14 protein-coding genes and 1 pseudogene are annotated in these 20084 nt (G+C 53.9%); 4 read left to right on the top strand and 11 right to left on the bottom strand.

From position 1 onward, the window contains the following. Window positions 1-249 precede the first annotated feature (249 nt). The 7 genes from ACOYW1_RS20235 to ACOYW1_RS20205 all read right to left on the bottom strand — a co-directional run bounded on the left by ACOYW1_RS20235 (window position 250) and on the right by ACOYW1_RS20205 (window position 7951). Window positions 250-1140 carry a DUF1207 domain-containing protein gene (locus tag ACOYW1_RS20235; protein ID WP_482417544.1) on the bottom strand — a complete coding sequence of 297 codons (891 nt, stop codon included), beginning with the start codon at window positions 1138-1140 and terminating at the stop codon, window positions 250-252. A gap of 282 nt (window positions 1141-1422) precedes the next feature. After that, window positions 1423-1716, bottom strand: a complete 294-nt coding sequence (locus tag ACOYW1_RS20230; protein ID WP_482419476.1) for a hypothetical protein — start codon at window positions 1714-1716, stop codon at window positions 1423-1425. Window positions 1717-1724: 8 nt separating this feature from the next. Further along, on the bottom strand, window positions 1725-5261 hold the full coding sequence (locus ACOYW1_RS20225; protein ID WP_482419475.1) for a hypothetical protein: 3537 nt from the start codon (window positions 5259-5261) through the stop codon (window positions 1725-1727). A 298-nt stretch (window positions 5262-5559) separates the two neighbouring features. Next, on the bottom strand, window positions 5560-5937 hold the full coding sequence (locus ACOYW1_RS20220) for a hypothetical protein (RefSeq protein WP_482419474.1): 378 nt from the start codon (window positions 5935-5937) through the stop codon (window positions 5560-5562). A 97-nt stretch (window positions 5938-6034) separates the two neighbouring features. Beyond that, window positions 6035-6559 (bottom strand): hypothetical protein, encoded by a 525-nt coding sequence (locus ACOYW1_RS20215; RefSeq protein WP_482419473.1) that lies wholly within the window; start codon window positions 6557-6559, stop codon window positions 6035-6037. Between the two features lie 79 nt (window positions 6560-6638). Then, a complete protein-coding gene (locus ACOYW1_RS20210; protein ID WP_482419472.1) occupies window positions 6639-6830 on the bottom strand; it encodes a hypothetical protein in 192 nt (63 codons plus the stop codon). A 56-nt stretch (window positions 6831-6886) separates the two neighbouring features. Beyond that, window positions 6887-7951 (bottom strand): hypothetical protein, encoded by a 1065-nt coding sequence (locus ACOYW1_RS20205; RefSeq protein WP_482419471.1) that lies wholly within the window; start codon window positions 7949-7951, stop codon window positions 6887-6889. 708 nt (window positions 7952-8659) lie between these two features. Between ACOYW1_RS20205 and ACOYW1_RS20200 the strand changes: the two genes are divergently transcribed. The 4 genes and pseudogenes from ACOYW1_RS20200 (at window position 8660) to ACOYW1_RS20185 (ending at window position 15042) form a co-directional block, all read left to right on the top strand. Continuing rightward, on the top strand, window positions 8660-9649 hold the full coding sequence (locus ACOYW1_RS20200) for an AraC family transcriptional regulator (RefSeq protein WP_482419470.1): 990 nt from the start codon (window positions 8660-8662) through the stop codon (window positions 9647-9649). Between the two features lie 609 nt (window positions 9650-10258). After that, window positions 10259-12424, top strand: a pseudogene (locus ACOYW1_RS20195) (TonB-dependent receptor). A 460-nt stretch (window positions 12425-12884) separates the two neighbouring features. Continuing rightward, the gene (locus tag ACOYW1_RS20190; RefSeq protein WP_482419469.1) at window positions 12885-13844 is read left to right on the top strand and encodes an AEC family transporter; all 960 of its coding nucleotides are present in this window, start codon (window positions 12885-12887) and stop codon (window positions 13842-13844) included. Between the two features lie 295 nt (window positions 13845-14139). Next, a complete protein-coding gene (locus tag ACOYW1_RS20185; protein ID WP_482419468.1) occupies window positions 14140-15042 on the top strand; it encodes an ADP-ribosylglycohydrolase family protein in 903 nt (300 codons plus the stop codon). Window positions 15043-15062: 20 nt separating this feature from the next. On the opposite strand, the gene ACOYW1_RS20180 is transcribed toward ACOYW1_RS20185, so the two are convergent. The 4 genes from ACOYW1_RS20180 to ACOYW1_RS20165 all read right to left on the bottom strand — a co-directional run bounded on the left by ACOYW1_RS20180 (window position 15063) and on the right by ACOYW1_RS20165 (window position 19843). Next, window positions 15063-16307, bottom strand: coding sequence for an APC family permease (locus ACOYW1_RS20180; RefSeq protein WP_482419467.1), 1245 nt, complete (start codon window positions 16305-16307; stop codon window positions 15063-15065). A 334-nt stretch (window positions 16308-16641) separates the two neighbouring features. Next, complete coding sequence (locus ACOYW1_RS20175; protein WP_482419466.1) at window positions 16642-18288, bottom strand: alpha-keto acid decarboxylase family protein; 1647 nt, start codon at window positions 18286-18288, stop codon at window positions 16642-16644. 305 nt (window positions 18289-18593) lie between these two features. After that, the gene (locus tag ACOYW1_RS20170; protein ID WP_482419465.1) at window positions 18594-18971 is read right to left on the bottom strand and encodes a nuclear transport factor 2 family protein; all 378 of its coding nucleotides are present in this window, start codon (window positions 18969-18971) and stop codon (window positions 18594-18596) included. Between the two features lie 62 nt (window positions 18972-19033). Continuing rightward, window positions 19034-19843: a glycerophosphodiester phosphodiesterase gene (locus ACOYW1_RS20165; RefSeq protein ID WP_482419464.1), complete on the bottom strand. Its 810-nt coding sequence runs from the start codon at window positions 19841-19843 to the stop codon at window positions 19034-19036. Window positions 19844-20084 lie beyond the last annotated feature (241 nt).

Raw genomic sequence — 20084 nt, 5'->3', positions numbered from 1 at the left:
CCACACCGGTAACGGTACGATTGGTGGGAATTCCTCGTTACACCAGATGGGCACGGCGCCAAGGCTTTTGTCACTCGCGGGGGTGGCGGCTTGCCTTTGCCCATCCTACGAGGCACACGGGCACACGGGCACACGGGCACACGGGGACGCGGGGACGCGAGGGGGGCGATGGGGCCGATGGGGGCGCTTGTGTACCGTCGAAGGTGCGTAACGGTCATGAAAACCCATGGCCGGGTATGTGTCTGGCGTTTAATAAAAATCAAAAAAGATGCCCAATGTCAGATAGGATTCGTCGTAATCCAGGGCGAACTCGCCTAAAATAGCCCGTCCGGTATAGGCATCCAGGCCTATCCGCAGATTCGAGCTGCTCTGATCCCTTGTCACGTGAAAACCGGTCTGCAAGCTTACTCCGGGTTCCCAGCTGGTTTCGTCAAACGTCCTTACATGGGCGGCAGCATAAAAGGCCGTGGAGTTGTTCCACAGGTTGTGCGGCCCCTGATATTGGATGCCGCCTTCGGCTGCCCATCGCTTCTGAAGGTCGTCATTGCCCAGGGACCAGGCCCAGCTGGGCTCGACATAGATAAAGATCTCCTGATTCAGGAAAATGCCCATGCCGAAGGCCAGGTCATCGCGGGTGTAACCGATGCGCTCCCGGCCGGTTTCCTCGATATATTCGTCACCTAAATGGGCTGAAATGTGACGGTAACCGATTCGTGCCACCACCTTATCGCTCCAGTCCCAGACGCCAAAGATCCCGTAGCGACCGTCCCAGCCTATGTTGTCCAGATTGTTGCCCGGGTCAAACTGGGTGAAGAGGCAGCCCTCAACGTCCAGTGCAAATTCGTTTTTCCCTTCCTTTGTGGGGCTGACTTTGAACAGTGTGTAGCGCGTCCCCAGATCACACATGACACGACCGGATGAGGTTTCCGGAATTTCGCTGTCGGTAACGGATACGCCCAACTGCATTTGTGGGCGCCGCGGATCGGCCAGGTAGTCCGGGTAGGGCTGATCGTTCGGGTCCAGTTCCAGTACCCATCGGGACCCCAGGTTGAAGGTGGTGTCTGCCCGTTCTTCACTCTGGGCCGCAGCCCACTCAACACACAAGAGAACGGTGAGTATCGTCGCCATGAGTATTTTCATCTTAACCTCCTTGCTCGGCTCGCCCGAAGAGTGAGAAAATTAACAAGAAAACTGTGGTTTATGTTTTTGCTGCGTTAGAATGATTGCACGTGTCTTTGGTCATCATTTTGGTTGAACCGTTTTCTCATGAACTATCCGGGTAGCTGACGGTTCGCGTAGGGATGTCTTCATACCCAATAAAGGAGCGACGAACACCCATGGACTCCTTCCTGATCATCCATGTGATTTTTATCCTGGCGGCAGTGCTTTGTTTTGCGTTTGGCTGAACGACAGGGGGACGGGTTATCGTGCATCAATACTACTCGGGATATTCCCGACCCATGAGTCGATGGACGCGATGCCGTTCCATTTCTCCACGGCTGAGTAGTCGGTGGGGGCCTGGAAGTGGAATTGATACTCCATGGTGGTTGTGTTTAATTTATTTCCCTCCACGCGGGAGACATCCAGGCCGATTCGATTCGGCATCGTGATGTCTGTGAATGCATAGGTGTAATACTCGGGATAGACAATGCGGTTCTTGCCGATGAGGTGCTTGCAAAAAGGCCGGATGCCCGAAACGTTTCGTTCGTCGGCCACATCATAGTTCATGGAAAAGTGAGCGGCAAAAAGTTCGTAACTTCCTGATTCATGATCGATGGCTTGGACCCATTCGTTTTCCGTCGCGGAAAATCCGATCTGCATGGCCAGGTCTCTTCGCGCGGAGTTAGATGATTCCAATGTAGAGACGGTGGGAGCAGTTTGGGGTGGTGGCCGGTGTCGATTTTTTTAGTGAAGGTGGCATTGCCTCCGGGATTTGCGGGTTTGTCCATGGATCCCAGGTGATTCACGGTGCTTCTGACCAGGGGGCCGTTTGTGTCCAGAATACCCTCGCGATTGACCAGCCGGGCGGTGATGGGCAGGTCATTGTATGGTAGGTTAAGCTCTTCGTAACGCTCGAAATTGGTGTGGTCAGTCCTGCACCAGACGATCATGATGATTTCGAGTGGGGTATCCCAGCACGACGGCCCTCCAGGCACGATAAATGGCCCGGGATCGCACCGGGTGTAAGGCCCATGGTCGGCCGTTCGGATGTAATAGGGGCCCGCGCCTTTGATACTCGTGTTGAACGATTCCAAGGGGCCAGTGTCAAAGAGCTCAGGGTATTCGAACTGTGATGATCTCAGGGCCAAAAAGCCGTTGTCGAGCATTTTTGCCATTTTTTCTTTGTGTTGCGCAGAGTCACTCTTTTCCGTAGATAGCCCATTTCTGACGACCTTGATTAATTCCACTTTTGGTTTTTCGATGTCAATGGCAACCGGGATCTCCGTTTCGCCGCTTTTGACGCTCCGGCCAGCTTCGATTTTTCCCACATCCAGCATACACCCGGAGTTTCCCGTGCCCACAGTTGCATAGACAGCGTATCGCATCTTGCTGAATGAGCCGAGACGGTACTTGAAATCGGCATCGAGTACGTCAAATGCCAGGGGCTTTAAGCCGAAGATTTTCTCCTTTGTGAGGTGGTAAAAGGGGTAGAAGACACAGCCCCGATGTTTCACTGTCTTTCCGTTTACCACGGCCTCGGACCATGTTGGCTTCTCCGAGTCCAGAAGGGACGATTCAATGTCATGGATGAATCGTTTGTACTTAGGTCCCTTGACATTGAAGAGACCGTCCGTTCGAACAACCCTTATGGAGGCGGGATAGATGCCTTCAGGGGTATCGGTCTTAAGGATGATGAGTACCCTGATCTGGTTAAGGGGGGTGATGGGCTCTTCCCCTCTCGTATGGATGGGAGTCCACCCTTTATCAGGGAGTCCCTTTTCGTCCGCTTCTTCATCGGTCATACCGCAATCGCGGTAGTAAATGGCCGAATGCTCAATGCAGTTGTGGTGGATGTCCGGAAAAATCGTTTTGAAATGCTCCGACAGGGCACGGTAACTATCGGAATGCGTCACATGCACAGGATAAATTTTCTGGAAATCAGCTGCGACATTGTTGGAGCTGCGCATCGATTCCTTGGTGTTGTTGCCCCACTCGAATTTATGCTTTGAATCGGAGTCGCTGTTGGCAAGGTCGTTTTCGTTGAGGTCGTTTTCATAATACCAGTCCTCGTCAAGTCCCACCGGGTTGAAACCATCCTTGTTGATTACCCACTTATCCTTCAGGAGATAGCGCCTGATATAATCATCGATACGGTACTCTTTGATGATGTCGGTGTAGCGGTATTTGGTGGCTTCCGCCGTCAGCCCAGCCCGGGTGATGAGCCTCACCAGTCCGGAAACGGCCTCATAGCGGATACAGACCTGGAGAACAAGGCGCTGGCCACCGTCGTTTATGTCCAGGGACCGCATGAAATTTCTGTTCTCCTCTCCGATATTGGCCAGCATGCCCAGCATCTTCTTGTTGTCTTTATAGTCCTGATACCTTGACTTGCAGATGGCGGAGTCGATGAGCTGAATGCCTGTTTTTACAAGGGTGTATCCGCCCATAAAAAAGGCGATGAGCATGCAGGCCGGCTGGATGGGCCCGGGAATGGCGCAACCGGTGGCAAGGACCGTAGCAATACTACTTTTGGTGAGTTTGATGGTGGCTTCGTCGATGCCCGCTTTATCAAGGATGGTGGCCAGGTGGTAGGTTTCAATTTCAGCCATTTCCTCCCGGTTGAAGGTCTCTTCACCGTAACGTTCGATGTACCGATTGGCTTCGTTAAAGAGATGGACCCTGTAGTTTTCGACGTTTTGTGCCTTTGTGTCGATTTCTGCGCCGCTGGAGACGGCAGACGTGGCCGCTGTCATCACCTCAAGCCAGGCAACCGCCCTGGGGATATTGGACAGGCCCGGGACGGATCGGACGAATTTTTTCGTATTGACATGATACAGGGTGATTTTCTTGCCAAACTTGCTATCGGACAGGGCCTTTGACATTCTGTCCAGTTTCGCGCCCCGCATAAAAACGCGCGCATAGTTGGCGTCATCCAGTTTATCCACCCATACATACCCAGCAAGGTCCTTGAGGATGTGCGTGTTCATACTTTTGGCAAAGTCATTCCAGGCGTTGATGGTGGCTTTTGTGGAAAAGGCCAGAGCAATAGAGTTGCGAGCGTTTTCATTGAGAACATTATCTCTTCGTATAAAGCCGTAAATGATGTTACCCAGCAACCAACCCCGTTCATATCCCCCATCGGCGTCGATGTATTCCAAGATCATGTGCGCCTTTTTGCTCATCCAGTTCATGCGGTCTGCGATCACCTTGAGGGAACTCGGCAGGCTGGCGTACTTGTCATCTCCTTTCCTCGTGTACTTGACGTCGGCATAGGGCTCACGATCTTTAACCGCCTGGATCAGGTGAGGGTAGGTGGATGAAAACGAGCACAGCATGGACTCTTCCACGGATACGGGGTCGCGGCAGGGCAAGAGTTGAAACTCGCCGGCATCATTTTTGATCTGGAAATCGATGTGTTGGGTGAATTCGTATGAATTTTGTTGCTGAGGGTTGGATGAAGTGATGTCTCTGAATTCTCCGCCTTTGTAATCGTTCGGCAACATGACCTTTATTGAATAAATCCCACTGCGAAGTTGAATTGTTTCATTTTGAAATAGAGTTGTACTTACAACTCCTTCTTGTGTTTTTATGACATTAAGACGCCAAATTTCATTATCTGGTGTTGAAATGACTAACCTTGAGTTAACCATATATTGATTTGAAAAAAAGAAGACAACAGCTTTGGTTTTGAGCATGTGATAGCCGTAGACTGTTTCGTTTTTTGCTTTGATGTTATTGTACCAGGTTGTGTAAGCTTTTTCTTTTTCGGACTCATTCTTTGGATAAGGTGTCCTGAATTTGTCATAGGTCAGAGCAGTAACTGGCAAAGATGTGAACTCAATGTCGGTATGATATTTGAAATAGGTCGAAAAGAATGTGGCCCATTTCTCTTTTTGAGCATACATGGTTTGGAGCACGATATCCCGGGGGGGGAGGTGAAAGGACCGAGATTGTTCGACTTTGGCCACGCGACCAGGTGCTTTTCCAAACCCTTTCTCCGAGACGTGGTGAAGCACCCCATTAACGTTGGTACACCAGGCCACGTATCGTTTTTGCCGTTTGAATTCAGTCGGGAGTTGGGGGTGGTTAATTTTTGACAAAACAGTCTCTTCTGAAAAAATAATTCTGTTTCGGAGCAAGTCATACTTACTGTTCTGGAATGATTTTTTCCGTCTTTGGGTCCAGGGTTCCGTATCCTGAAAATATGTAGAGGTATGGAATTTTGGGGTTTTTGGCGCCGCCAAGTGAATATGTCATGATTGTCTCACTGTTGAATAGTTATTATTGATGGAATTGTTTTGAACTTAGTATGTGACTGGTTTTATAGGCTAAAGAAAGGCTTCTTGGGGTGTTTATTATTTTTGTACTCATTAGGATTAGTTTTTAGGGCGGCCTAAGCTAAATGCGCGTGGTGTTATAAACCGATAGATAAATGATGGCACCACCGTTCAGACCAAATACTCTTTTGTCTTTTTTTGTTTTGAAATTTAATTTTTGAACCACGCCATTTGAATAGTATAAGTTCTTGTTTTCTGGGCCAAATGTGGGGTGTGAGTAGTCGTTCGTGGTTGACTTAAAGAGTATTTTTTTAGGGTCATTCAATGGAAATAAAACGTAAAGTGGGTCTTTGTGTCCATCTAAGAGGCAAAATATCATACCACCGTTTCGAGCAACTGTCTGGTATGTAGATGATACAACACCTCCTTGAATATCTTTATCAAATAGCTTTTTTCTCTCTTTGGAATAAACACTATAAGAACCAGAATGAAGAGCCACGAACCTGTCATCGTTCAATATATATAGCCCTCTTGAATAGATCACAGGGGTATCGTGGTTTGTTTTTGATTTGACATCGTATTTCCAGAAACCGTCATCATTGTAGTAGTAGAGGAATCGGCTGTCCGACGTCCACTGAAAGTCTGGCACATACGCCCCCCTTCCCAACTCTGTGGCTGTTTTTTCCTTCAAATCGAAAAGCATTTTGATCGTCCCCATGACCTCGTTGCTGTCCAAGGAAACCGCAAGATAACGGTTGTCCGGTGAGCGTATGGGTAAGTAAAATGACGCCATCCTTTGCGAAAAGCAAGTCAGGAGGTAAAACCCTTCGCAGGTCGGACCCGTCAAGCCGCGTGCTCCAGATGGTATATTCCTCCTCAGTGGGTGCTTGCCAGACAAACTGAAGCCTCGGCTCGCTGAATATGTCGGGGTCTCCGTAGATCTCTTCTTTGTACACCGGCTTTTGCGGTGGCTTTTCCGGCACGGTGAATTTTTCCCTGCGGGCCTGTCCGCCGGATTTTTCGGGGGTTGGGTCTGAACAGCCGGAGAAGAGGCCGGTCATGATGATGAGGAATAAACCGGTGACAATGCAGATGTAGTTATATGGCTTTTTGGTGTTCACGGTGTGTCCTTGCGTTTCCATGAAAAGGTTTGTGAGGAGAGGTATGCTCCTCGGTTTCTGTCCAGCACGTGTCTTATTTTCAGGCGAACATATCTGACTCTAGGACTTTGGTTACGTCGTAACGCAAATGGTCCTCCGGCAGACTTTCGAATATAAACAAGGCCTCTTTGTCGCCTCCCGGGTTGTGGATGAGCGAGTATTTTTTCTTCTTTGGAGGGCTCGGGAAGGTAAGCCGGACCCAGTCTTCTTCAACCTCCTGGAGGTCGTTCAAAGGCAGGGTGTATTCCCAGATATTGTCGTCGCTGATCAGGGTGACGGTGTCGTTTTTTACTTCCGGGTACGGTCGATTTTGTACATGTATGTCAGGTCGTAGCCGGTTTTTTTGACCCGGATGGTGTGCTCTGTGTTCGTGGGAAGGTCGGAGATGGTCAGGGGCGTGGGGATGTAGACAATACCGGGTGATTCGTCGCCCGAAAAGCGAAGGTCCCGTCCGTCCGGGGGTGTTGTTTTGCAGCCCACGTCGTGGGCCATGCGCGCCAGGACCTTTTCCCTGTCGTAGGTTCCCCAGTTGAAAAAGGCAAGATCCCGAAAGGTGGTGCTGTTGTCCCTGGCAATGGACGTGAAGGTTTCCCCTGCCGTGACCTTGTGCTCCGTGATATGGGCCATGTGGCGCATGCTTTGCCTGGCGTTTTCCTTTTTCCGGGTATGGACCCGGGTGGCGCCGGGGGCGCTGGCTTCGGCTTCGATGGGGGCGGTTCCCATGCCGACGTAGGCAAAGGTGTTGTCCAGGGTGGCGCCGAAGAGGCCGGATGTGTTCAGGTCAAGACCACTTGTCTTGCCTTTGACGTTTTTGAGGATCACCTTGCCGTCGTTGGCTGAGACCAGCTCCTTGTGGTGGTCTTCGGTGAGGGTGACGTTTACCCGCACGCCGGGAAGGATATCGCCGGGTCGGTCTTCCACGATTTTGTAAGTAATGGTGGCGCTCCCATAGTCAGGGAGCTTACTTCCCATGCTGAAGGCATTGGTGAGTGTTTCGGTCGGTACATGGTTGGCGGTGATGCCGTGGGCGGTGTTTGTCATTGCCCTGGGGTAGACCGCGATGTCCCGTTCCACGATGAGCTCCGCCGCCTGTTGGCGAAGAGTCATGTCCGATGAAATCCAGGCCGAGCCGTGATGGTGCCTGGCCACAAAACCCTGGAGTTCGTGGGTGTCCCCTGTGCAGCCCATGGATGTCTGGATCAGCTCTTCCGCCTCACGGATGGATGCAAGGCGCATGACGTCGGCCTCGGAATCCGCCGAGCCGCCGGGATCCAAAACATGGTAATCGTAAACGCCGTCGGTAAGTATCAAGTCACATGCATCTTCAGTCGGTTCCAGATCCACAGTGTCCATGGTTCAGCCTCATTTTTTTCTGCTTTCAACTTCGCGTTATGATGAAAATTCCTGAGCAGGCAACATGGCTTTGCGGGGGATACGTTTGCCGGTGCCTGCTCATTATGTCTCGTGTGTGGGGGTTGATGGTGGAATGTATGCGCTTTTTTATGGTTGCGACAAGTAATTTACATAGGCTTATTGGTGTTGTTTTGTCAATGAATATGAAAATTTAAGGTTTTCCTTTTTGATGTTATGGTTTGGGGCTCATACGTTGTTGTTGCGCGAATGCCGCGCAATCGCATCAACACGCCGTAAGCAGGCTTATGGAGAATCGCCCGACTTGTTCGGGTAAGCCGAGACAGTTGTCTGGTTGCAAGGCCGATACCGTAAATATGCGGGCAATCTTTGAGGAAATAAAATGTTAGTCAAACCAAAAAAAGCTTGACTTGCCTTTGGGGTGTTTTTAGCATGCACCTACTCGCTCCATGCCCACTGCAAAGAATTTACACAGGCACATGGAGCGTCTTCTTCTGAATGCTTTAGATGCACTGTGGGGGGGGGCATGTGAGGGGCATCGAGGGTATCAAGAAAATGGCAATGTGTTTTTTCTGAGCCTTACACGAAAACGCCCGTTTCACACGCCTCTATAAAAAAGGACCTTCCAAGACCCGCCGGTTTTCCTAAGGGGACGTGGCATGAATCATTTTTCGTTAATGGAGAGCTGAAATGTCCGATGCTGTGGCCATTCGTTTCAATGATCGGGACCTCCCCCCTGGGGGCGGCTCTTCAGAGGACGCACGGGACAATGAGCGGGAGGCATTCTGCCGTGTTTCCGGTCCAGATGGGTGCTGCACGCTGCGCCGGGTGATGATTCGGCCAGGGTTGCTCCTCTGGTTTTCGGACTGCATATACGACAGGAAGACGGTTTTTCATACCGAAAGAGAGCAGTCCTTTCTGAGTTTCAGTTTCATGCTGTCGGGGACCTGTGTTGCATCGGACCCTTCATCGGAGGATGCATCAGAATTTTCCTGCGGTCAGCATGGCCTTTTCTTCTTTCCCGATGAAGGGCAGACGGGGTGGGCCCTTGCAGGGCAGCCGTTTCAATGCGTCACTGTTCAGGTCGATCCCGAGCTTCTTTCTGCTTATGATGAAGAGGGGCTGCAGCGGTTGCCTGCAGGTCTCTACCGTATTTTGAAAAAGAACCGCAAAAAATCTTACCAGCACACCGGTCCTATGACTTCTGCCATGCGAACCGCATTAAATCAGTTGGTTCATTGTCCCTATGGTGGGATGGCCAGATGGCTTTACCTTGAAAGCCGGGCCCTGGAGCTGGTCGCATGTCACCTGGACCAAGTCAGCACACAGTTGAAGGCAACGGCATCACACGGTGTGCTTCATCCTCAGGATCGCCTGCGGACTCTCCAGGCCAGAGAGTTTCTTGAAAGTCGCTTAGATAACCCACCTGATCATCTCGAACGCTGCGCAATGGCGGGTATGTCCCATCCAAAACTGAGCCGGTGTTTTAAGGTGATGTTTGGGGTAACTCCCTTTGAATTTCTGCGGCATGAACGCCTCGAGTGTGCAAAGGGACTCCTTGAGGAGGGAAGGAACGTAACGGAAGCGGCACTTTCCGTGGGATATTCCAGCCTCAGTCATTTCTCCAAGGCCTACAGGGCTCGTTTCGGTATCTCACCCGGAGACCACTGCCGAAGGTGAAACGTGTACGCAGGCCTTCTCTGCGGCGCGACGTGATGAAGACGGCAGTAACGGCTTTCATGCCTGCCGAGTCGAAGGGCGAAGTGCATCTTCGTCCAACCCGGCTACGTCATGAGAAAACAATTAGAAGCGAGTCCGGAACGTTGCGGCTGAATGTTGTAAGGCCATCGTGTGTCAATCCATCAGGTTGACTCTTGCCACAGACCAGCCCAGGCCCTGCATCCATTTTTCCCTGTGCAGAATCATCAGACTCACAATGTGAAGGAACCATGGATAGCCATGGAGGGTCGGCATAGGTGGTCCCCTTCAATGGACAGGTTTTGGTTGTGTGTTTTAGGGGTGGCAAAAATTTTATGTGACGTCAATTTTGTCTGTTTGTCGTTAGCGACTGTCATCATGCCCCTTTAGGACAATCGGGTCCGGTTGTTCAATCACATCCGTTGTGAATGAAATTTTTGGATAAGGGCTTCGGCAGACAAAAACAGCCATGCCGCAAACGGTGAAATAGAAGCGTATTCCTCGCCATTCAGAGTCTTGGTTTCACCGTTGAGAAGGTGGCTACCAACCCCACCATGCAATGGCCATTTGCCTGAGCCCTAAGCGGTTTTGATGAGGAGATTGAAGAAGAGGAGAATCCAGCCAAGAGAAGGGCGGAATCGTTCGCCGCTGCGTTTAATTTGTTTCATGGCGGTTCAGGCCCCCATGGCCGGAGCGGCAGGAGAAGAGATGAGCGGGCACCGCTTAGAAAGTGTCACCGTGACCGCCCAGAAGCGTGAAGAGAATGTTCAAAAGGTGACAAGCTCTATTACGGTGCTTTCGGACGTCGCCATTGAGGACTCTCAAATACAGACGACCCGGGATATTCAGGGATATGTGCCTAACATGCGCACACTGCACTCAGGCTCTCGGGATTACTTCAGCCGGATCTCCATTCGGGGGATCTCCAACACGGGCATCGGGGATCCAGCTGTGGCGCTTTACCTGGATGATGTCTCTTATGCTGATGTCTATCTGTTCGACATGCCGATTTACGATGTGGAACGGGTCGAAGTTCTGAAGGGCCCGCAGGGAACCCTCTATGGAAAGAACACCGAGGGAGGAGCCATCAATATTTTGACCAAGGAGCCGAGCAACAACGTGGAGGCAAAGGTCAGGCTTGAGGCGGGGGATTACAACAAACGTTATATAGACGGCCTGATCAATGCCCCTGTGGTGGATGATAAGGTGTTTGTGAGGCTTTCGGCTTTGAAATCATCGCGGGATGGGTATGTTGAAAATGTTGTCACTCATGGCGATGTGGACAATCAGGATACCCTGGCCGGAAGAGCAAGCGTGATCCTGAAGCCAACCGGTAACCTGGACCTGAACCTCACGCTGGGTCTGAGCCGGTATGATGACGACGGCGGGTTTCCCATGGTCCCAAAGGATAAGGAGAAATACAAGGCGGGTACGGGGATCACCTCCCTGGATGATTTCCAGGTGGGTTACGATTATATTGGGAAAAGCAAAGCAGAGAGCAGGAACACATCACTTCGGGTAAAGTACGAGCAGGACCTTTTTGATCTGGTTTCGGTTACGGGGTACCGTGGCAATGAGGGTGATTCGACACTGGATGGAGATTTTACTCCGGCTGACCTGGCTATCGGTTTCAACACGCACGATGCTGACGCATGGACCCAGGAGATGAGGTTGATGTCCAAGCCTGAGAATACCCGTTTGAAATGGCTTCTCGGGCTTTATTATGCTGACGAGGCGGTGGATGTGGAGACCGGGTACCGAATGGGCAAAGGCTACGCGGCATTTTATGGGGTCCCCATCGGTACTGAAGATCTGATGTCCGCCGATCTGGAAGCACGGGATTCCGCTGTTTTTGGTCAGAGCACCTTGCGATTCCTTGATGAATCTGTCGGTGTTACGGCAGGCCTTCGATACGAAAGGGCGAAACGCACCATGGATCGAACCCATACCTTCGGAGGAATCGAGACGGCCCCTGCCATGAGTGGACTTGAAAAGACGTACTCGGAGCTGCTTCCAAAATTTGCCATGGATTATCGTCCCACCGATGATGTCATGACCTATAAAACCGTAAGCGGATCGCGGGGTTACAAGGCGGGGGGCTTCTCCTATGCGGGCAGATAACCCGAGATTGGCCTGGCCTTTGACCCAGAGACGTCCCTGGCCTATGAGGTTGGTGTGAAAAGCGATTTTCCAGGCATCGGGCTGCGTACAAACATCGCGGCTTTCTATACCTGTGTGGATGACTACCAGGACAGGGTGATGCTTGACCCCACGAATGTTCTTCAGAGTAACGCCGCAGAAGTGGCTATTTACGGTGCTGAACTGGAGACCCACTTTGCCGTCACGGATTATCTCTCACTCAATGCCGTTTTCGGGTACACCCATGCGACATATGAGGATTATATCGATCCGGTGACGAAAGAAAACTATAGTGACAACCATGTCTCCCTGATTCCTGAGTACGACTTGGGCGTGTTTCTCCAGTACCGCAACCCCTGGGGGTTGATGGCCAGGGTTGAGATGCAGAGAACGGGGGAAAGCTATCTGGACCGAAGCAATAGCGTAAAGCAAGAACCCTACACTCTGTACAATGTAAAAATGGGTTACGAAAGAGAGACATGGGATCTCTCCCTTGCCGTTCGGAACCTTACTGATGAGCAGTACCTCCTCGATGTGTTCGAGGATCCAACAATTGGGTATATGGGAACCGTTGGTGATCCGAGGACGGTCAGCGTATCGTTTAACTACCGGTTCTGATGTGGCCCTCAGCCCGAATATTTCGCGAGTCGAGTGCGCCTTTATTCAAGATTCTGATAGCGCAGACGATGGGGGCACTCGGCTCGTAAGAAAAGCGATCAGAAAACGATGAAGGACATGTTGTGTTTTTCAAGTTCTTGAATTTTTAGTGGGTAACCTTGCGGCGCTGTTTTATTGGCTTGATCTGATCCTTTGCTCATGAAATATCCGTAAATGAGATATGAAAGGCTGCCCCATCAAAGGGGCGGCCAACAGGGGACATGGATTAGATTTTCTAATAACTCGGTTACGATTACTGACTTGAGCTTTCCGTCGCGGCCACTTATGGTTTGCACCGTTTTTTCCGATCGCTGCGGTTGACACCCCGATATACCCATACAGAGATGCCGACCCATGGTGAATTTTTCATTTGTTTTCCGGCGTGCAAGCCGGGAGACATTATCTTTTGGGAAGGTGTGGTATGCTGACGACGATGATCAATACGCTGTTGCCTCTGTTTGCGATGATGGGGTTCGGCCTTGGGGCCGGTTACAAGGGGATGCTGCCGGAAGAAAGCTCCTCCATTCTGAACACCTTTGTTTACAGGTTTACCCTGCCGAGCCTGATCTTCGGCTCCCTGGCCTCGTCTCCGGCCGCCGAGATCTTTCAATGGCAGTTCATGGAAGGGTTTGCCCTTGCCATGCTCTGTGCCTATCTGGTGGCCTTTCTTATCTCCTGTTTTTCCTTTAAATGCCATTTCACGGAAGGGGGCCTTCGGTCCACGGCGGCCAGCTTTCCCAACACAGCCTATCTCGGATTCCCTATCCTTTTGTCCCTGTTTGAGGGGAGCTCCCATGCGGTCATCGCCGTGACCCTGGCCACCTTGATGCCGACCCTGGTGCTGATGCTGGCCATCGGCAAGCTGGAGTTTCACCGGGCGGACAAGGGGCGATCTTCGTGGCATACCCTGGGGACGGTCTGTTTTTCCCTGCTGAAAACCCCCGTTATCGGAGCCTCTGTGGCAGGCATTCTCTGGTCCTGCATCGGGCTGGGATTGCCCGAATCCCTCACCCTGTTTTTTCACGATTTCGGCATGGCGTCCGTGCCGTGCGCCCTCTTTGCCATGGGCATGGTCATCGGCAAAAGCGGGTTGTCGGTCTCTCCCATGGATCTTTTGTCCGTGAGCGTGGTGAAGATGGTGATCCAGCCCGTACTGGCCGCTTTTTTTCTCGTCATGTGCCACGTTTCCGGGGACTGGCTGATTATGGGGATTCTCCTTTCCGGCCTGCCCACGGCCATGGTCTCCTATCTGGTGGCCAAAGATTACGGGCTTTACGAAGACGGAAGCTCGGCAGCCGTCCTTGTGTCGACCCTGTTGTGTGTCGTGACCATCCCCGCCACCCTGGCCCTGGCGTCCCGCTTTGGCTTGGCCCTTGCCTGACCCGGATATTTCATGAGAAAACGACAGCCCCAAAAATACAAACTGTAATTCATCGTTTTCTGAACAATTTCTCATCCTTCGGACGATGTAGCGATCCTCCTTCCTTCTGCCTCCGGCGAATCCGCCGGAGGTTCTCATAAATTCTCGAATATCTCAATGAGGTGTGTGCTGTCTCCTGCTATACTCGGTGGGTATGGTGTGGCGACGTGTGGCGTCGCCCGTGCGAACCTATCCGGGCCATGCTGGTCCCGGGTAACCTCGGCCGTTTTGTTAACAAACCGTCAAGGAGGAGACCATGGAAGATCGCATCAAGGATGCCGTGATGGCGTCGTTTGTGGGGGATGCCTTAGCGCTGGGAGTGCACTGGATCTACAACGTGCGGGTCATTGACCGGAAATACGGGCGTGTTGAAGAGCTTCTGGCCCCGGAGCTGGCGTCGTTTCACAAGGGCAAGGCCAAAGGCGAATTTACCCATTACGGGGATCAGATGATGGTGCTTCTGGAGTCCGTGGCCCAAAACGGGGGATTTGATGCCAAAGGGTTTATGTCTGCCTGGGTGGGGCTCATGAAGGGGGGCTCCTGCTACCTGGATAAAGCATCCCAGGCGACCTTGGAGAATCTTGATGCGGGGGCGGCCTTTGACGGGGCTGGATCGGACTCCACGGACCTGGCCGGGGCGGCTCGGATTGCTCCGTTGCTTCTCGGCAACCATGCATCGGCCGGGGAGCTGGCGCAGCTGGCAACGACCGAGACAGCCCTGACCCACGCCAACACGGCCGTGACCGATGCGGCGGCCTATTTTGCCTGCGTGGCCCGCCTCGTGCTGGACGGATGCGGGCCGGTGGAGGCCTTAAGTCTGTCCCTGGATGAAGCCGGAGGCGGCGCCGAACTCAGGGAGGGGGTAACCATGGGCCTTCAGAGCCGCGAGACCTCGACCCGTGAAGCCATCGCCGAGTTTGGCCAGATGTGCGAGATCGAGGCATCTTTGCCTTCCACCGTTCACCTGATCACCCGCCATGAAAAAAGCCTGAAAGAGGCCCTCGTCGAAAACGTCATGGCCGGAGGCGATTCCGCAGCCCGCGGCATGCTTACCGGGCTGGTTCTGGGGGCGCGCCACGGGATTTCTGAGATTCCGGATGCCTGGGTTACCGGCATGACACGGTATCAGGACATCGTTAAGCTCATGGCGCCATCGTAAGTCCTTGGTCGACGTCATTGTCAATGGGTGAGGGCCGGGACCATGCGGCGGCCCCCCAGAAAGAGGGCGGCCACGGCAGCCGGGTACCACAGGGCCTGATAGCCCCCCATGGCGATGATGACCAAGGCCAGACTGGAAAGGGTCAGCTGGATTTTGAAGGGCTCGTGCACCAGCATGCGCCACGACGCCAGGATGATGATGACATAGGTGGTGAGAAAATTGGCGCTGGCGAGCTTGAGGTAGTCGTCCACCTCAAAGCCGCAGACCCAAAAAAGGAGAAGGGACAGGCCCCAGATACACCCCAGGGCCAGGAGGGCGCGACGGGGCGTGTGGGTTCTGGGGTCTACCTCTGAGAGCCAGGCGGGAAAGGACCCGTCCCGTGCAAGGCCGAATACCAGGCGGGAGGCCCCTCGGACCCAGGAGATCATCATGATGAAGATGATGGAGATGGCAGCCACCGCCGAGATGCATTCCGCATGGGCACCGATGGAGACGCGCAACAGGTCGGAGATGGATGCGTTGCTCGATGCCAGGGTGGCTCTGGACAGAACGCCCACGATGGCAATAGAGAGCATGGTGAAAAGAACGCCCACCACGGCAACGGATGCCCCCAGGGCTTTGACCATGTCGTTGGGGTCGTGGAATTCTTCCCCGGAAAAGGCCGCGGTTTCCCATCCCACAAAGGCAAAAAAGCAGATGAGGGTGGTCTTCAGGATATGGCTCGGGCCCACCCCTTTGATGTCGGTGAACCGTGCGGGATCGATGTGGGCAAAGGAGAGGAGAATGCCCATGGTCACCAGTACCAGGAACCCTATGAAGGTGTAGCGCTGGATCCGCATGGTCATTTCCACGTCCGCCAGGTTGATGCCGATGAGGGCCGCGAGGAAGCAGAACGCCACCAGCACCTGGCTGCCGTGGCTCAGCGCCATGAGCTTGGTCAGGTACTCGGAGAAAAAGAGGGCGGTGGCCGGGGCACCCACGAAGATGGCCGTCAGGTAGAGGACCCCGGTCAACTGGCCCATCTCTTTTCCCATGCCGTGGGAGATGAACTCGATGACACCGCTTGCCGAGGGGTGTCTGCGGGCCAGCTCGGACATGACCCGCGCCATGGGGTAGGAAATTCCCGCCAGGGCCATCCAGATGATGATGGACCAGGGGCCGGCCAGCCTGGCCGCGATGGAGGGCAGGACAATGATGCCGAGGCCCAGGACAGAGGTGGTGTACAGGACAAACCCGTCGGTTGTCGTGAGGTGTTTGCGCAGCATGTGTCGCCTCGTGTGTGAGTATAAAAATCGTGGTAACGGTTCAGCTCATTTTGCCGTCGGTGACCCTGTTAAGGCCTGCTTTATCTCTTTGTGTTTTAAAGCTGGCTGGTTGCTTTGGCGGCATTTATTAATGCATAGTAAATGGGCATAGAACCTTTAAAACATATATTCGGGTGTTGTTAAATTCTCTTTGTTTTGTGGGGAGTTTTTTCTACCAGGAAATCCGGGTGAAGGTCAACGGGAAGGTTTCCCGTTGGGCGGGGCAAAACGAAAAACAATGGTGCAGGCCATCACATGGGCCTCCGGCGACTGTGCCGGAGGCCCATTGCTTTTTTTATTTCCGTACGCGCTGGGCCAGGCGTTCGCTCAGGCGCAGGAGGGCGGGGGATCGATCGTCCCGGCCGATGGAAACATGGATCAGGGAGAACCCGTCCTCATAGGCTTCGGCATTGTCCAGGGCTCGGTCCAGTTGGGCTTCGGTGGTGACATGAAAACCCTTTCCCGCGCTCAGGACCTCGGGGATGCGGCTGAAGTTCCATGGCAGGATGTCGTTGAAGGGGCCGTCCAGCATGGGGCGCTCCGTGCTGTAGCCCTTGTTGTCGAGCACGACGATAATGGGGTTGAGCTTGAAGAGGGCCAGGGTGGAGAGCTCCATGCCGGTCATCTGGAAGGACCCGTCGCCGGTGAGGACCAGGGGCCTGTGGCGGGGGTTGGCCAGCTGGGCCCCGATGGCCGCCGGAACCGCAAAGCCCAGGGACGCATAGTAGGCGGGGGACAAAAACTCCGTGGCTTCGTGGATGAGAAGGTCGTTGGCGCCGAACAGGGTGTCGCCCACATCGGCGATGACCACGGTGTTGTTTTTCAGGAATCCGTTGAGCCTTTCAAAGAGCCGCTTGGCCGTGATGGGGTCGTTGCCGTTGCCCGCAGGTACCGGGTCTGGCTCTTCAGGTTGGGGCAGGGCTTCCGGCGTTCTGGGCTGTATGTTGGTTTCGTAGAGGCCGCTGACGAACTCTTCGAAGAGGATGTCGTCGTAGTGGTGGTGCTTGATGCTGACCCTCTCGCTGATGGCATAGATGCACCGGCCCGGGTCGATGTCGGCGGTGTAGACCCCCAGGTTCAGGTCGGTCATGAACGCGCCCAGGATGATCAGGCAGTCGCTTGATTCGACATATTCGCGGACCTCCTCCCGCCCGGTGGCCCCTTCGTAGATCCCTAAGTACAGCGGAGATTTTTCCGATATAACAGATTTGCCGAGGATGGTGGATGCCACCGGGATCCCCATTTTTCGTGCAAACCCCAGGAGCTGGGGCTGCAACCCGAATCGGTGGATTTCCACCCCGGCAAGGATCACGGGGCGCTCGGCCTCATTGATGAGTTCGGCTGTTTCGGCCAGGGCCTCCTTGAGGCTCTCCGGGTCGCTCGTCTCTTCGGCCTGGGGGTGGGTGTGATGTGCGGGGCATTCCTTTGTCACCATGTCCCGGGGAATCTCAATGTAGACCGGGCGCTTGTACCTCAAGGCCGCGTGAATCACCCGATCGATCTCCGCAGGGGCCGTGTCCGGGTTGTCCAATAAGGCCGTTGCCACGGTAAACTCCTGGAACACGCGGAGCTGGGTGTCGAATTCCTTGACCTTGTGGTGGAGCATGGGGTCGTTGAGGCGCTCTTCCACGCCCGGAGCACCGCTGATCACCACCACCGGGGATTTTTCGGCGTAAGCCTGGGCAGTTGTGTTGGCGATTTTGAGTCCACCGACGCAATAGGTTACGCAGACGGCCCCCAGGCCGCGCACCCGGGCATAGGCGTCGGCAGCAAATCCGGCTCCCTGCTCATCGCAGGTGTTGATAAGGCTTAAGGTATCGTTGCGGGCCATGAGATCGAAGAAGGAGAGGACATAGTCTCCGGGAATGCCGAACACATGGTCGACGCCATGGCCCTGGAGTTGTTCGATCAGGTAATCGCCAATGGTCTTCGATGCGGTCATCGTAACCTCCTCAAATGGAAAAAACGGTTATGGGTGTGTCAATGAAACAGCCCTCACAGGAGGGCAGTGCGGGCAGGGCGTTGATACATGGCGCTGTGTCGGGACGGATGCCCCGGAATAATAAGTGCCACAGAAGCGGCGGAGGCGAGGTCTTTGGTGATTTTTCAGGATGTGTGCGGGAAAAGGAGTTGTTGCTAATATACCAATTTTAATGGCCCTTTGGCAAACAGGTTGCCGAAAAGAAACAGGCTGAGGCGGGTGTTTTTTTACCCCCCCCCCCGGTACGGGCGGGGAGGGGGAGGCCGCTACGCAATGAGGGTGGAGTGGGCGGTGGCAACCTGCCAGTTGCCGGACTCCGAAAGGGTCCAGGCCCGGGTGAACCGGAATTCGCCGTTTGCAGGCTCTCCGCCGTAGGAACCCGTCAGGTTTACCCGCACGGATACCGTGGCAACGGTGGCGCAGAGTGTGTTGATGCGCATCTCCGACGACACAATATCGTCAATTTTCAGTACGCCAGATTCATGGGCAGCCAGGTCGTCTTCTTTGCTGACGATGAGCCCCAGGTGGTTGGTAAAGACAAGCTCCGGGGACAAAAGCCTGTCCAGGGCCTCGACGTCTGAGCGAAGCATGGCCGAGCGAAGGGCCTCTTCAGCGGTTTCAATGGCTTTGTAAATGGTGGTCATGATGGCCTCCTTGAGGATGGCATGCGTTTCCAGTCATACGTGGGCATGCGGTAAATCGTTTGTTACTGGTTTTCGAGAATCGGTTTCAGCACCTGGGGAAAATCCGTAATCAGGGTGGTGACACCGGCCTCAATGAATGCCTGCATCCGCTCGGGGTCGTTGACGGTCCAGAGGTTGACATCTTTCCCCCTGGCGACAATGTCGCGAAGCTCGTCCGGGGTGATGAGGTCCTGGTTGGCGTTGTAGGTGTCGTAGGCAAGGTCACCCCAGTTGTTCTTGGGGCCGCCCGTGTCCCCGATGAGGGCCTGCACGGCAAACTCAGGGGCTTTGTCTTTGATCTCGTCCAAAAGGCTGTGGTCAAAGGAGGAGAAGAAGACCCGGGAGGGCTCAAGGCCGCTTCGGCGGACCTCGGAAAGGGCTTTTTCCACCACGGGAAAGCCCACGGCAGACCCCAGAAGGGTCTTGATCTCCAGGTTGACGGGCCAGTTTTTGGAGGCGGTAAAGGCCAGGCCTTCCTGCAGGGTGGGGATGGTGAGGCCCCGGAACGATGCGGCTTCTTCCTGTGAAACGGCACCGGATTCGATCTGGCCGAAGGGGTCGGTGCGGACAAACCAGGAGCCGGCGTCGAGCTGCCGGAGCTCGTCCAAGGTAAAGTCCGAGATCGCGTAGCTTTTTCGCCCGGGGAACCGGGTGAGGGCGTCGGTTGTGCGCTCCAGGGTGTTGTCGTGGAAGAGGACAAGGGCGCCGTCCCGGGTGACGGAGATGTCTGTTTCCCAGAGGTGGGCTCCCACGTGAAATCCTTTTTCGATGGCGGCCAGGGTGTTTTCCGGTGCGAGGCTTCGGGCGCCTCGGTGGGCTGAGTTGAAAACCATGATGTGGTGTCCTTTGCAAGGGTGACGGGCTGGGGGTCCCACCCCCGGCCCGGACACCCGTTATAATACAGAACCGGTGGTTAATCCAGGCGTGGTGGTGGGCTGGTAACGCTCTGTGTCCCTGGCAGGAAGATGGCAAAGCGCGGGTGCAGCAGGCCTGTGAAGGAGCTGACGATACATGGTGGCGGTTTGCTCTGTATCTGTAAATAGATACAGCTCAGGGCTGAACGGTGTTAGTGTT

It is taken from the genome of Desulfoluna sp. CYM3A, assembly GCF_056829965.1.
The sequence above is the reverse complement of the archived record's forward strand: the minus strand, read 5'-3'. Positions and strand labels throughout refer to the sequence as shown.

Bases quoted from the DNA above. Each gene is read 5' to 3' on its own strand.
- ACOYW1_RS20235 (WP_482417544.1), bottom strand. From the start codon at position 1,140: ATGAAAATACTCATGGCGACGATACTCACCGTTCTCTTGTGTGTTGAG.
- ACOYW1_RS20205 (WP_482419471.1), bottom strand. From the start codon at position 7,951: ATGGACACTGTGGATCTGGAACCGACTGAAGATGCATGTGACTTGATA.
- ACOYW1_RS20200 (WP_482419470.1), top strand. From the start codon at position 8,660: ATGTCCGATGCTGTGGCCATTCGTTTCAATGATCGGGACCTCCCCCCT.
- ACOYW1_RS20190 (WP_482419469.1), top strand. From the start codon at position 12,885: ATGCTGACGACGATGATCAATACGCTGTTGCCTCTGTTTGCGATGATG.
- ACOYW1_RS20185 (WP_482419468.1), top strand. From the start codon at position 14,140: ATGGAAGATCGCATCAAGGATGCCGTGATGGCGTCGTTTGTGGGGGAT.
- ACOYW1_RS20180 (WP_482419467.1), bottom strand. From the start codon at position 16,307: ATGCTGCGCAAACACCTCACGACAACCGACGGGTTTGTCCTGTACACC.
- ACOYW1_RS20175 (WP_482419466.1), bottom strand. From the start codon at position 18,288: ATGACCGCATCGAAGACCATTGGCGATTACCTGATCGAACAACTCCAG.
- ACOYW1_RS20170 (WP_482419465.1), bottom strand. From the start codon at position 18,971: ATGACCACCATTTACAAAGCCATTGAAACCGCTGAAGAGGCCCTTCGC.
- ACOYW1_RS20165 (WP_482419464.1), bottom strand. From the start codon at position 19,843: ATGGTTTTCAACTCAGCCCACCGAGGCGCCCGAAGCCTCGCACCGGAA.